Origin of the sequence: Bradyrhizobium nivariense (genome assembly GCF_029846695.2) — a bacterium.
GTDB lineage: Bacteria > Pseudomonadota > Alphaproteobacteria > Rhizobiales > Xanthobacteraceae > Bradyrhizobium.
Genome location: NZ_JARWCR020000056.1, coordinates 13,356 through 26,978 on the forward strand (window position 1 = coordinate 13,356; position 13,623 = coordinate 26,978).

Below are 13,623 nucleotides of genomic sequence, written 5' to 3' on the forward strand. Positions count from 1 at the left end.
CGCATCTCAAACGGACCGGCCGATCTTAAAGGGAGGCGAGTTCGTCGTCGCGCTGACCTTGGAATTTGTCGGTCAGCGGGCACCATCCGGCTTCTCGCGCGCCTCCTAGTGGCGCAGCGCGGCTCGCTGATGCGCATTCGCAAGACGATCCTCAGCGGCACGAAGGTCGCGATGCGTGCCTGAAATCCGACGCCGACGCAAACCACGTCAGGTTACACACAGTGGATGCTACTGGGCGTGTGGATGTTCTTCAAAGTTTTGTCATGTAGCTTAACGTGCGTGGACAGCTGGAGCGGTGATTGCTATTCGGGCGAAGCGACGACAAGGTCGCGTAACAGGTAACTTTGGAAACAATCATGGCGCTATGCATGGATTCCCCGGCTCCTTCGCTCAAGGTCGAGAACTGGCTTCGTGGCGAGCCCCTCACGAACTTCCAGCCCGGTAAACTGTACATCGTCGAATTTTGGGCAACTTGGTGCGGCCCATGTGTGGCGGCGATGCCTCATCTGATAAAGCTGCAAGCAAAATACAAAGACGAGGGGCTTGAGGTCGTCGGAGTCGCAGCCAGTGAAATAGCACCAACGCCGGATGAGGCTCGCACCAAGTTGGACGCATGGTTGACTGAAAAATTCCCAAATCTGAACTATCGAATCGGGTTCGATAGTACAGGCGAAATGAACAAGCTTTGGATGGATGCGAGTTCTTCTGTTGGGATTCCGACATCGTTCGTCGTCGACCGCGACGGCCACATTGCCGCTATCGGTCATCCAGCGATCGATATCGACGCCGCCTTGCCGAAAATTATCAACGGCACTTGGCGCAGCAGCTATCAAGCTAAAGCTGCGGATGCGAAACGGATCGCGGCAGTTCAGCGCTTTGCGCGCGAACTCCCAATCCTCGAGACAATTCAACCGGCAATGGAAGCGAAGGATTGGCCGGCAGCGCTCTCGGCGGTCGAGAAGGGCATTGCCGCCGTGCCGGACAGTCTCCTGTTCCGCGAGATTCATGCGGATCTGTTGCTTCACAAAATGCGCGACACGGCGAACGGCTTCCAGGTCTTACGCCAACAGGTTCGAGATGCGCTTGAGAAACAGTCAGATGCTGTGCGTGGGCTGATCGCCGTGATGGAACAACTCTTTGATCCGGAGAACGATATGACCCACCTTCCGCGTGCGGAACGCTTTGCGATCGGCAGGGATGTGTCGGAACATATCCGCAATCCAGGGCAACCCAGCGATGGCCTCAACTTCTATTCTCATGGGGCGCTCGCTCAGTATTACTACGAGAGTGGTGACAAGCAACGCGCGATCGAGGTAATCGAGCGGGAAATGACATGGCTAGCCGATCCGAAAGTGCCGGACGCTATGAAAAAGGATTATATGCCGCAGTTGCTCCAAACCTTGGCCAACTACAGGGGCGAGAAGGTTTGTTGATTTCGCAGGAAGAGTCGGCTGGAGCTCCCAAAGTGAAGCCGCAGGAGGAGACATGAAGGGGGATGTTAATCGGAGATGCACGATCGCGGCTATGTAAGCGCCTTCGAAGTCGCGACCAGTAGAATCCTTCAGGGCGATTGCGACACGCAAGTCACAAGGAAAGCCTAGCCATAACGAGCGATGCGACGCCCTGCGGTCCTTCTTTGCTGGGTGTCTAGTTAGTCGTTCATGGAGAACCGTCCAAGCGGTTGATCAAGAATCGATTTCCCGGGCGAGATTGGCTTTGAGATTGCAAGCTTTCGGGCTTTGACTGCACGAAAGCTTGCAATTTCATCTTTGAGGATTCCGTCGAATCGCAAGGCGAGATTCCCTGATTGCATCGGAAGGGAGCGACGCAACCAGGGAACGATACGACGGCGCAACCCAAGAATGTGATGCCGATGCCAAGCTGCTGAACCGGACGCGCGATTGGTTCGGCTGGCGAAGCGACATGGTGTCAAGCTGCGTTAGTCCTATGCCAGCGTGGGCAAGTTCGCGCTGATCAAGCACCAGCGCTACGCCCACGCCAAACAGTTCAAGCGCGACAACAGGCCCTTGAAGAAACTCAAGACCTATCTCGGCCGCATCATCCGCGACATTGGCCGCAAACTCGGCGGCAACGCCGACTTGCTCGGTGTGGTCGTGTTGGAGCGCATGCTGGCGCGGGCGCGACAAGTGCTTGAGCAGAAGTGGCACCAGCGTGGCCCGAAGCTCTACTCGCTGCACGCGCCGGAGGTGGAGTGATCGGCAAGGGCAAGGCGCACCGGCCTTATGAGAGTTCGGTGTCAAGGTCTCGGTCGCCACCACGCTGGCGCAGGCCCGCGACGGGCAGTTCGTGACCCATGTGAAGGCGCTACCCGGCAACCCCTATGACGCCCACACACTTGCAACCGCATCCCAGAGATGGAAGCGCTGATCGGCAACACTATCGAGCGCGCTCTCCTCGACAAGGGCCATCGCGGCAACCGCCCGATTACAAGTTCAGGTTGTTATCTCAGGACAGAAGCGGCGGGTGACGCCACAGATCAAGCGCGAGCTGCGACGGCGCTCCGCCGCCGAGCCGGTCATCGGCCACTTCAAATCTGAGCACCGCATCGGCCGCAACTAACTCTGGCATCGCCAAGGCGACGCCATCAGCGCCGTTCTCGCCGCGGTCGGCTGTAACTTCCGCCGCCTGATCTGCTGGCTCAGGCGTTTGTTGTGGCAAATCATCGGCACTCTCGCCAAAACCACGGGACGATCAGCCTGAAAATCAGGATCCCTCACGGCCGACTAGCTATACCGCTGCGCTCACAACGGCCCGCTACTCTCGGCAGATGGGATCCCATCTCATGGAGTAGTCCTATCACCGGATGGTTATAGTCGCCGTCGGCACAAGTTGACAACAGCAGCACTCCAATAGTTCAAAGAAGCCCGAGGCGGCGCGCCTTGATAGCACACTGGATTCGGGTGGTCACTTCCAGCTTTCGCATCGCGTTCTTGAGATGAAAATTGACGGTGTTCTCGCTGACTCTCAATATCACCCCTATTTCCCAGGATGATTTGCCCTCCTCTACCCACTGCAAGCACTGTTTTTCTCGTGCGGACAGCACAACGTCTTGCACATCGACCATGTGTTTCTCCTGGAGCCGGGACGACTGGAACGAGATTAGCAAATGCCGTACCACGCGACGGAGATCGCAAACTCTCCTGCCAAGACAAGCCTTGAGGAGCACCGATCAGCCTGGCAAGCTGCCGATGCAACTGCAGCACCATCGGCTATCGAAGCAATTGCGACATACGTCGTAAACGCGACAGCAGTGGTTGCAACAACGGCACGGGACCTAACCTAGGCCTGGGATAGGTCTCCCCATAGCTGGTAAGCGCCAGCATTATGTCCCGCGCTTGCTCCAGCGCGGCTTTCTGCATGACCCAATGGAAGAGGCGGAGCGGACCCAACGACATCGTCGCGGCTCCAAGCCAGAGGTTGTGGGCATTGCCGATAATGCCGTGGAGGACTGGTTCTGTTCGCGTAAATCGCCCGACGGCTCATTGACACTGGATGAGTTGATAACGGACATCGAACAAAATCAAAGTCATTCACGCTATGCGGACCACGGTGCTGGGCGACACTATTGACTCGAATGTCGCCGCGGGATGCTTGATCCATCTCGTGATCCGCACCGATCGCTTGCATCGCGTGATGTCGGAGGGCGTCAGAGGGGTGCGATCCGTCTTATTTGTACGCCACAGCTATCCAGCGGTCATACCTGCGCTCTATATTTGTTTCTTGCCGGAGAAGCCTACAATCTCATAGCCTCATACCGACTATCGTTCGGGGCGGAAGCATGAGCGGCAAGGGCGAAAAGACTCCGATCCAGGCATTAGGGCCGTCCAAGTAATCGAATAATTCCGCGTACCACGAAGCGCCGTCGCAAGAACCGTGGCATGCCGCCGTCGGCGACGTTGGATATCAATACGCTGCCGGGCAGCTCTAATTTGACGGCATTAGAGGCCGCGGCGGTTATCCGGCGCACGCCCGGCGCGCTGGAGCAGTGGTACGTCGGCTGCCGCCCACTCTATCCTGTTGATGCGGTGCGCGACTATCCGTCACCTTCTGAACCCTGATCGGCTCGGTACGTGGCCGGTCAGAAACTCTACAATTTGATTCAGCCACCATCCCTCAAGCCGCTCGAAGAGGCTCTGTCGTGACTGGCGCCTCACGGTGATCAGGGAGCTATCGCCCAAAGTTGGTGACGGCGAGAATCGGGAAGGCGGCATATCGTGGGGGTGCTAGACGCCTCCACTTCTCCACCGAAGGAGCGATATGCCGTGTTCAACGATAACGCATCCAACTGATTCAGCCAGGAATCTTCGACGATCAACTCACGGAAATCTTGAGCAACGGGGCACGTGCCCTTCTCGCCAAGGCGGTCGAAGCCGAGGTTCCAGAATTTCTCGGCCAGCATGCCGATTTGAAGACCGCGGACGGCCACCAGCGCGTCGTCCGCCACGGCCACCTGCCGGAGCGCGAGGTGACGACCGGTATCGGTCCGGTCGCCGTCCGCCAGCCGCGTGTACGCGATCGCAAGGCCGGCGCTGCCGATCCTGGCCGCATCCGGTTCTCGCCGTCGATCCTGCCGCCCTACATGCGCCGCTCGAGGTCGATCGAGACGCTGCTGCCGGTCCTTTATCTGAAGGGGATCTCGACCGGCGACTTTTCCGAGGCGCTGGCGGCGCTGCTTGGCAAGCATGCTGCCGGGTTGTCGGCCTCCGCGATCGGCCGCTTGAAGGACGGCTGGCTCGCCGAGCATGCCGCGTGGCAGAAGTGCGATCTGTCGGCCAAGCGTTTCGTCTACATCTGGGCTGATGGCATCCATCTCGAAGCTCGCCTTGACGACGAAAAGCAATGCATCCTCGTGCTGATCGACGCGACGCCGGAAGGCCGCAAGGAACTGGTCGGCTTCACCGATGGTGCCCGGGAGAGCGCGCACGATTGGCGCGATCTGCTGCTCGATCTGAAGCGGCGCGGGCTCGACGTGGCCCCGCAGGTCGTCATCGCCGATGGCGCACTCGGGTTCTGGAAGGCGGCCGGTGAGGTCTGGCCGAAAACGCGCGAGCAGCGCTGCTGGGTGCACAAGACCGCCAACGTACTTGCCAAGCTGCCGAAGAGCCAGCACCGGAAGCCAAACGCGCGCTGCAGGAGATCTGGATGGCCGAAACCAAGGCTACAGCCGAGCTGGTGTTCGACGCCTTCGTCGAGAGCTACACGCTGAAATACGAGAAGGCGGCCGACTGCCTGCGCAAGGATCGGGACACGCTGCTGGCGTTCTACGACTTCCCGGCCGAGCATTGGAAACACCTGCGACCCATCGAAAGCACCTTCGCCACCGTGCGCCACCGCACGCTCCGATCAAAGGGCTGTCTATCCAACAAGACCGCGCTCGCGATGGTCTTCAAACTGGTCGAGGCCGCCCAGAAAAATTGGCGTCGTCTCGATGGCCACAACCAGCTGCCAAAACTCATTCTCGGTGTGGAATTCAACAACGGGATCGAGGTCATCGCCAAGCCGACCGGCCGTCAGCCCAAAACCGCCGCCGCCTGACCGGCCCGGCCTTCACCAAAATTTGGCGATAGCTCGTGATCAGGCGCCGCTTGATGAGTTGCCGAATCTCGTCGATACGCGGTGTTCCGGGAAGATGGTGATGCGAGCATAGAGGTCGCTAGCCTCCTCGGCGCTTAGGTCCGCGAGGTCAGCCTTCACCTTGGCGATCTCTTTCGACCGACTGGCTGCCAGTGCGTGAGACGCACCTTAGCCCTCGCGTCGCCATCGGCATCTGTGTCGGCGAACGGCTCCAAGAAAGAGCCTGTCGCAATAACTGCGGTAGTAACGAGCAGAAAGTATGCGTTGATCCAGCTTTTCCCGTGGACTTGTAATGAGCCAAACAGATACGCACCGATTTCCAGAATCAGTCGAAAGATCCGAGAGACGGTCGCCCTGCGCTTTGCGCTTGAGGAAGCCAGCGATATTCGGCCGTCCGCTTCCACGAACTCGACGTCGTCGTTTCGATCGATGTAGACGACGCAGTCTTCAGGAAGTGCTAGAATTCTCAACAGAGCAAATTTGGGTTGGAAAATGTAGCCAAGATTTCGATGCGGCTCTTTTGGCCGCGCTTCCCTTCCGGCGCCTCGATTGGCCGCGTTCGCTCTGCGTGAACTGTCGGAAGTGCCGGAGTGGGTCTAGATCGCCGTTCTCATGGATTTCCAATCAGCCGATATCAATAGTTCCGATCGACCGGGATTCGGAGTTCGCATGTTTGAGCGGTTCGTAGAACGTTAGGCGGAAGAAGCCCTTTCGGATATCTCGGTGATCCTGATTGCGTGACCGCGCCGGGCCAGCCGAACCTATATTACATTCGGCGATCAGACGGTCCTGGAGCCGCAGAGTGCAACCCGGCTGGTTTGATCGGGCCTGGACCGAGCCACCATCATCGAGGAGATCCAGCGTGCGCCGGCCCTGCTGCTGGCGATACAGAAGACGGTTGACGAGGGTTGCTTGCTCACCGGCTCGGCAAGCGTGCTGACCCTGCCGCGTATCACCCATGGTTGGTCGATCCCGAGTGGATGACGAAGCATCGCTATTCGACAGGTCTGCGCAGCCAGTACGTTTCGGCTGGCTGGCTGGTTCAGCCAACGCGTGGAACTTTCAAGCGCCCGCTTGGCACCCTGACATGGCAGAAATCGGCCATATCGCTTCGGACGTTGCTTGAGCGCCTGTAAATCAGCGTGGAGTTCCGACGCCGATCGGCGAACTAAGATGTTGATCCAGCAAACGGCGAAGGGTTAAACCTTGGACGCCTGTTCACAAGTGCTCGCGTCGGAGCCGCCCAAGTGCGGTGCTGAGCCATCGAAAACTGCTTGCCAGCGCGCGCTGAACTACCTCGCCGAGATTAACCCGATCGCCCGTGGCGAGGCACTGCTGCATTCCGGCCGATTTCGCAAGGCTCGGTCGTCGACAAGGGGGCCCATGTGCTCGGTATGGGCACGCAGATTGTTCGGGTGAGCAGCTGCTTCGAGCCGGACGAGATTCTTGAGCTGACCGCAAAGCGCGAACGGCATCTCTTTCTTCGCGGCGCTGTGTGGCGCCTGACGGTCGCGGCAGAGGGAGCCGGCTGCCCCGCGCCAGGTCTGAAGACCATCCTCCACGGCGGTCGGGCGATGTAAGTCGCCGACTGCAAGGCGGCGCTCGCCGTGTTGGGGCCGAAGCTCGCGCAGACCTACGGTGCGAGACGCCGATGACAATCACCTATGCCGAGGTCGATGCATGTCGATGCCCCGATCCGCGCCGTGACGAGCACCTGGCATCGGTCGGCATCGCCCCAGAGTGAGGTCGAGGTCTGCACCGTCGATGAGGCGCATCGCCAAGAGTGAGTTTGCAGTCAAAGGCTCAATCATTACCAACAACCACCGTGTCCTGTTCTGTTTCGTGCTGCACGTTAGGGCGCTGCCCCCATAACCCGTACGACGGTCACACCTTGCGGGAGCTCATCGACCGAACCGAGACACTCAACGACTGCGCGATCGAGCGGTCGACGCACGAAATCCCACTGAACCTTCATCTCTGGCCAGAAGCGGCATCTTCGGTGTCATCAAGCGCGAGCTGCGTCGCCGCAGCGCTATCGAAACCATCATCGGACAGCTAAAGGCCCGTGGCTACTCGGCCCCTGCTATTTCAAAGGCCGCTGTGGCTAGCGTCATCCTCTCGGCTGTCGGCTATAAACTTCCGCCGCATCCTCGCCTGGTGCTGGAAGCTCTAGCGCTCCATCCTGATCCTCCTTTGGCGCGCCTTCGCAACCCTGTCGCCCTAATTCCCACTTGCTAACGGACGACTATTTGCCAGCAGGTTTTCCTCGGACGCCAGTAGATCTGCATCCGGTCGCTGACGTCGGCTTATAGTCCGGTGACCTGTTCGAGGAGCAAAAAAAATCGGGCCTTGGGCGGAAGCGGCCACGAGGACCAGGTTTTTAACACGCGGTGGCAGAAAAAATTGCAGTTGTGGCGCTGCTGCTCGAGAAGTGCTCACAGTTTCGTCAGAGAGTTCGCCCCAGGTACAGCAGCCCTCATGTCGAGGACGAAGCGCTCTGGCTTCGGCACAAACGCCCAGTGGGCTGCCAATCCGCCTTCAAATCGTTGGCCGCTTTCGCGTGAGGCCAACGCTGGTCCGTATCGCACGCATCTGAAGGAAGCCAGACCTTGGGCCACCAGCGGCCAAGTGTTAGAGCAAGAGCGGTCCCAAACTGTCGATTGTGGGTATCCAGGGCTTGCGCGCCGTCTGATCGATAGCGGTCCCGACACGCGACATGCCGCTCATCCAGGTCTGCGTCATGATCTTCCGCTCGGTCTATCTGTTCCTTGGGTTCCTGGTCGATATCGCCGGGATCCTATTTAACCCGAGGCGCGGTCATCATTGAACACTGATCAGACCATTGCTGCAGTCGAAGCGCCCGCCGCGCTCGCACCTGCGGCTGTCCGCTCGCAGGCACGATCGGCCCTAGCATCGTCGCCAACTGATGGCGTTCACACGTTCCGTACATCGCCCCTCACGACGTCGGCGCGCCGGTCGACGATGACCCGTTCGCGCGCCTGTGCTCGGCGCTGCCGCTCGGCAGTAATTGCTTCGGCCGCGATCCTCAGCCGCATCGTTGTCGGCGCGCACTCTCAATCGGGATCCTGCGGCGGCAACTTTCCTTGCCATCCTGATGGGCGGCACACTCGGCATGCTGAACGCGTTTTGTGCCGTCGAACGAACGCGGCGGCGTCGCTCTACTCCAATCGAAGAGATCAACCGTTCGGAGCGGGATTCTGAGCAGCCCGATAGAGCCCATGCGTGTGACGCAACTTCAGCTCCTCACCCCCTGGAAGACTATATGAGTCGCAAGAAGTTGAGCAGAAGCACGTGCCCTTGTTGGGTAAGTATCGATTCAGGATGGAACTGCACACCAATAGTTGGGTGATATCGATGTGCGAGGGCCATAACCTCGCCTTCCTCCGAACGCGCTGTCACCCTGAGATGCGGCGCGCATAACTCATCGACCTCGACAACGAGAGAATGGTAGCGCCCGACGCGAAGTGGGGACGGGAGTTCCTTGAATAGCCCTCGGCTATCATGCGTTACGTAGGAGGATCGACCATGCATAGGGCGACGTGCACGCGCCACTTGACCGCCGAAAACGCTCCCAATGCACTGGTGACCGAGACAGATGCCTAAAATAGGGACTTGACCCGAAAGTTCGCGGACGACGGCGGTGGATATTCCGGCCTCAGCTGGACCGCAGGGACCGGGCGAGATAACTACTGCGCGCGGCCTGAGGCCAACAAGATCGCTAACGCCGACCACGTCGTTCCGGATAATTTCCGTTGCTTCACCAAGCTTGCGGAAATAGCGGGCAATGTTGAAGACGAAGGAGTCGTAGTTGTCGATGATGACAATCAAGATGCACCGGATGTTTCAACACGAAATGCGTCAAAGATTCGCTGTGCCTTTGCGAGTGTCTCCTCGTATTCGGCCTCTGGGTTTGACATCGCCGTGATCCCGCTACCCGCATGAAACACAGCCAGGTCGTCGTCGATCGTGACAGTGCGGATCGCGATATTCGTGTCCATGTGCCCGCTGAAGCTGATAAAGCCAATCGCCCCGCAATAGACGTCTCGCGCCGTCCGCTCTATTTGCGCGATAATTTCCATCGACCGCACCTTTGGCGCCCCGGTAATGGAGCCGCCAGGAAAGCAGGCTCGAAGCAGGGTAATAGCGTCTTGGTCGTCTGCAAGTTCACCCGTAACGATCGATACGAGGTGGTGCACTGAGGCATAGGATTCGAGGCCGCACAGCGCTGGAACCTCGACCGAATGTGGAGTGCAAACGCGCGACAGATCGTTGCGCATGAGGTCGACGATCATAGTGTTCTCGGCACGGTCCTTTTCGGACGCGACTAGAATTTCAGCGCGGCGCTGGTCTTCCTTGGAATCCGCGGAACGCGCGATCGTGCCTTTGATGGGGCGCGTTTCGACCTGTCGTCCCTCGAGCCTCAGGAAACGTTCCGGCGAGCTCGATGCGATGGTGAGCTTGCCATAGCGCAGGAGGGCTGCAAAGGGTGCCGGGTTCAATGACCGCAGCTGGCAGTAAAAGGCAAGAGGATCAAATGAGGTCGACAGGCGGGCGCTGAAGCGCTGCGCAATGTTGGCCTGGAAGACCTCTCCAGCCAGAATCAATTCGACGACGCGCTGTATCGCCGCAATGTAGCCCTCAGGGCTGAAGTTCGAATGCCATGCAGCAGCTCGGCCGGGTGAGTTGTTCCCCGACGTCTTTGGGCCCGCAAGCAATGCTGCGGCAAACTCGTCGGCTCGACGGCGTGCGCGCTCGGCGCGACGTGCAGGATCCTGCTCCGGCCATCCGGTAGAAACGACCCAGCATCTCTCGTCATGGTGGTCGTAGCTGATGACCACGTCATAGAAATGGAGGATGGATTGGGGCAAACGCTGACCGGGAATCGTCGGCCCCGACAATCGCTCCAGAGTCCTGTTCAGATCGTAGGCAAGGAAGCCGGCCGCGCCTCCCTGGAACGGCGGGAGATCAGGACGATGCTCTTGCGGATACTTGGCAAGCAGGGTGCGAAGGACTTCCCATGGATCGCCCTCGAGAGCCTCTCCGTTGCAACTCGCTTGTCCGTCCGCGACGATGTAGGTGCTGAACGGGTCGCAAGTCAGATATGAGTAGCGCCCGAGCAACTCATGCCTTGCTGCGCTATCGAAAAACGTGAGGTGTGCTCGATGCGTGAGACATCGCATCGCTGTGACCGGCTCAATCCACTGCAGCTCGCGGACGTGCACGGGACTGTCAGTCACCAACGACCGGTGTGTTGTGAGGTGTGCTCCGATTGTGATCCCGACCCCAATGAGAGCGACGCTCGTCTGGGACCCGCAGGCTCTTGAAATCGATTGTCAGGTTAACCCCCGCCCGTGGACACAGTGCGCCGAGTAACTTGGCTCTTCGCTGCCGTCGGGGCCAAACGCGCATCTGTTGATACATTGTAGTCCGCCGCGAACCGTAGCTCCCGGAGCGGTCGTACCCGCCTGATCGATTCCTGGTACAGATCATGCGCCTTGTAAGCTGCGAGTTCCGTCTCGTTGTCGAACTCACCGTAGACCACAACGTCAACATCGTTGCCGAACCGGTCGGACTTGCGATTGCGAGCAACCTCGAGCCGGCTTGCATGTGGGATTGTGGTGAGTACCGATAGGCCTTCGACGATTTGGTCGATATGGGCCTTATCCTTGGCGGTGAACAAGACGATGTGACGAATCATGGATAGCCGTTAGTAATTTCGGAAGTAGGTCGCATAACTAGCTTAGGATCGAGGCCGCCGCAACGCTCGCCAAAGCGGTAGTGTGACGCCCTTGCGATAGTCCGCAGTTTTCAACGAAGCTCATGCTCAGGAAGCGGGAAGGGCAAGGCGCTCAATCGTTTGAATGTGGCGTGCCAGCAGGTTACAGGCTTGATCAACGTTGCGCGCTCGAAGTGCCTGCAGAATTAGGCGGTGATCCTGGTTGGATCGTGGTCGCCAGCCGACACTTCGCGCCATAGCGAACACTAATCGTGAATTTGCGAGTTGTAGTCCGTCAAGGCTCGCGAGTAGGCGCGGCATCGCGCAGGGCGCCACCAGCGCGTAGTGAAAGGCGCGGTTGGCCGTCTCAAACTCCTGAATGGTCAGGGCATTGTCTGCTTCAATCAGGGCGAGCTCAATCCGTGCCAAATGGGCCGATGTGAGTTTTGCGGCTGCATTGCGCAACGCGACCACTTCGAGCGCAGCACGCATCTCGGCGATCTCCTTCACTGAATTGGTGTCGAGCGGGGCAACCCGCACACCGCGACGGGGCACGGTGACGACAAGATGTCGGGCCTCCAGTTGCCAAAAAGCCTCGCGCACCGGGACGTGACTGGAATTGAATTCCCGCGCGACATGATCCTGCCGGAGTGGGGCGTCTGGCTGCAGCGCGCCGCTGAGGATGCGCTCACCGATTGACTCCGCAATGCGCACCGCAACCGTCGTGTTCTCGTCAGTCATCATAGATTATCTATCATTACCCCTCCGTCGATGATCGGCATAAGCCCGCTCGTTTTGCAGAATTTCTGCAATCCCCGCAGACTTTCGCGGTCTTTGGTCGTCGGCATACGGTTATGTTTCATGTCGAAGAGGCAAAGCAGGCAACGGGCGGCCACATTATAGATAATAGCCGGGATTATCTATAATAAGGAAAGGCGAGACTTATGGTTGCTGCCGTCGGAGCGGAACGGAATGACGGGCCCAACAGCGCGCCGGTCCGCCATGACTGGCAGCGCGCCGAGGCCGAAGCGCTCTATGGCCTGCGGTTTGCCGACCTGATGTTCCAGGCGCAGAGCGTTCATCGGAAGAACTTCGATCCAAGCCACGTCGAAACAGCAAGCCTGCTCAGCATCAAGACCGGCGGCTGTCCGGAAGACTGCGGCTACTGCTCGCAGAGCGCGCATTACGACACCGGCCTGAAAGCCGCCCGCCTGATGGATCGCGCCGAAGTGGTCGCCATCGCCCAGTGCGCCAAGGACGCTGGCGCGACGCGCTTCTGCATGGCCGCGGCCTGGCGCAGTCCGAAAGACCGAGATCTCGATCAGGTCTGCGACATGATCAGCGCTGTTAAAGACCTTGGCATGGAAACCTGCGTCACGCTCGGCATGCTGACGTCGAAGCAGGCCACCCGGCTCTCCGAGGCGGGGCTCGACTTCTACAATCACAACGTCGATACCTCGCCCGAGTTCTACGACAAGATCATCACCACCCGCGCCCTGCAAGATCGCATCGACACACTGGCACACGTGCGCGACGCCGGCATGAAGGTCTGTTGTGGCGGTATCGTCGGCATGGGTGAGCGCGTCGAGGACCGGCTCGGCATGCTCGTGCTACTCGCCAATCTTCCCAGCCATCCGGAAAGCGTGCCGATTAACCTGTGGAACGAGGTCAAGGGCGTGCCGGTCAATGACACCGCGGAGCGTCCCGATCCGATCGCGCTGGTGCGCCTGGTCGCGACCGCCCGGATAATGATGCCTAAGAGTGTCGTGCGGTTGTCCGCTGGACGGCAGTATATGACCGATGAACAGCAGGCGCTGTGCATTTTGGCCGGCGCGAATTCGATCTTCATCGGCGATGTGCTGTTGACCACCAAAAACCCGCGGCGCGACCGCGACGCGAATTTACTGGACCGGCTCGGCGTCACGTCCGGGCTTGCCTGATTGAAGCAGCTCAAGGAGCACGCTGTGCGCAGACTCCGGTTTAGGTGAGAAATGCAGATTGCGTTGATGAAAGGCAAAATCCTTCGCGCTTCGGCGACTGAAGCCGATCTGCACAGTGATGGCTCGATTTCGATTGATCGTGCACTGCTGGATGCGGCAGGATTCCTGATCAACGAACGCGTCGAAATCGACAACATCGAAACCGGAGCGCGCTTCGCTGCCTATGTGGAGGAAGCGCCCGCGGATCTGGCATCATAGATTTGAACGGAGCGGCTGCGTGACTTGCGATGCCCGGAGACAAGATTATTAGCGGCCATCAGAACTTTCGCGAGATCGACCGCTACTTTGCGA

General features: G+C 59.1%; 10 protein-coding genes and 5 pseudogenes. 10 read left to right on the forward strand and 5 right to left on the reverse strand.

The genetic code is table 11. The features are described from left to right. Positions 1 to 356 precede the first annotated feature (356 nt). Positions 357 to 1,433: a TlpA disulfide reductase family protein gene (locus QCM77_RS33085; protein WP_279686280.1), complete on the forward strand. Its 1,077-nt coding sequence runs from the start codon at positions 357 to 359 to the stop codon at positions 1,431 to 1,433. Positions 1,434 to 1,813: 380 nt separating this feature from the next. Next, positions 1,814 to 2,721: pseudogene (locus QCM77_RS33090) on the forward strand (transposase family protein); the annotation flags it as partial. Between the two features lie 154 nt (positions 2,722 to 2,875). On the opposite strand, the gene QCM77_RS33095 reads toward QCM77_RS33090, so the two are convergent. Then, on the reverse strand, positions 2,876 to 3,085 hold the full coding sequence (locus tag QCM77_RS33095; RefSeq protein ID WP_279686281.1) for a helix-turn-helix domain-containing protein: 210 nt from the start codon (positions 3,083 to 3,085) through the stop codon (positions 2,876 to 2,878). Positions 3,086 to 3,899: 814 nt separating this feature from the next. Between QCM77_RS33095 and QCM77_RS33100 the strand changes: the two genes are divergently transcribed. The 6 genes and pseudogenes from QCM77_RS33100 to QCM77_RS33125 form a co-directional block, all read left to right on the forward strand. Then, positions 3,900 to 4,079 carry a hypothetical protein gene (locus tag QCM77_RS33100; RefSeq protein WP_279686282.1) on the forward strand — a complete coding sequence of 60 codons (180 nt, stop codon included), beginning with the start codon at positions 3,900 to 3,902 and terminating at the stop codon, positions 4,077 to 4,079. Between the two features lie 221 nt (positions 4,080 to 4,300). Then, a pseudogene (locus QCM77_RS33105) lies at positions 4,301 to 5,556 on the forward strand (IS256 family transposase). 756 nt (positions 5,557 to 6,312) lie between these two features. Continuing rightward, positions 6,313 to 6,549, forward strand: a pseudogene (locus QCM77_RS33110) (ATP-binding protein); the annotation flags it as partial. 8 nt (positions 6,550 to 6,557) lie between these two features. Next, on the forward strand, positions 6,558 to 6,731 hold the full coding sequence (locus QCM77_RS33115; RefSeq protein WP_279686283.1) for an AbiEi antitoxin N-terminal domain-containing protein: 174 nt from the start codon (positions 6,558 to 6,560) through the stop codon (positions 6,729 to 6,731). A gap of 258 nt (positions 6,732 to 6,989) precedes the next feature. Further along, positions 6,990 to 7,175 (forward strand): hypothetical protein, encoded by a 186-nt coding sequence (locus tag QCM77_RS33120; protein WP_279686284.1) that lies wholly within the window; start codon positions 6,990 to 6,992, stop codon positions 7,173 to 7,175. 157 nt (positions 7,176 to 7,332) lie between these two features. Then, positions 7,333 to 7,753 (forward strand): annotated as a pseudogene (locus QCM77_RS33125) (IS5/IS1182 family transposase); the annotation flags it as partial. A 1,121-nt stretch (positions 7,754 to 8,874) separates the two neighbouring features. On the opposite strand, the gene QCM77_RS33130 reads toward QCM77_RS33125, so the two are convergent. From QCM77_RS33130 to QCM77_RS33145, 4 genes are all read right to left on the reverse strand, one after another. Continuing rightward, entirely contained in the window at positions 8,875 to 9,444 is a 570-nt protein-coding gene (locus QCM77_RS33130; protein ID WP_279686285.1) for an anthranilate synthase component II, read from the reverse strand. Beyond that, positions 9,441 to 10,838: an aminodeoxychorismate synthase component I gene (gene pabB, locus QCM77_RS33135; RefSeq protein WP_279686286.1), complete on the reverse strand. Its 1,398-nt coding sequence runs from the start codon at positions 10,836 to 10,838 to the stop codon at positions 9,441 to 9,443. The genes QCM77_RS33130 and pabB overlap by 4 nt, the downstream gene beginning before the upstream one ends. A 116-nt stretch (positions 10,839 to 10,954) precedes the next feature. After that, positions 10,955 to 11,314, reverse strand: coding sequence for a Dabb family protein (locus tag QCM77_RS33140; RefSeq protein ID WP_279686287.1), 360 nt, complete (start codon positions 11,312 to 11,314; stop codon positions 10,955 to 10,957). A 126-nt stretch (positions 11,315 to 11,440) separates the two neighbouring features. Beyond that, positions 11,441 to 12,073 (reverse strand): GntR family transcriptional regulator, encoded by a 633-nt coding sequence (locus tag QCM77_RS33145; protein WP_462804362.1) that lies wholly within the window; start codon positions 12,071 to 12,073, stop codon positions 11,441 to 11,443. A 203-nt stretch (positions 12,074 to 12,276) separates the two neighbouring features. Between QCM77_RS33145 and bioB the strand changes: the two genes are divergently transcribed. Beyond that, positions 12,277 to 13,272, forward strand: coding sequence for a biotin synthase BioB (gene bioB / locus QCM77_RS33150; protein WP_279686289.1), 996 nt, complete (start codon positions 12,277 to 12,279; stop codon positions 13,270 to 13,272). Between the two features lie 51 nt (positions 13,273 to 13,323). Next, positions 13,324 to 13,550: pseudogene (locus tag QCM77_RS33155) on the forward strand (aspartate 1-decarboxylase); the annotation flags it as partial. Positions 13,551 to 13,623: the final 73 nt, after the last annotated feature.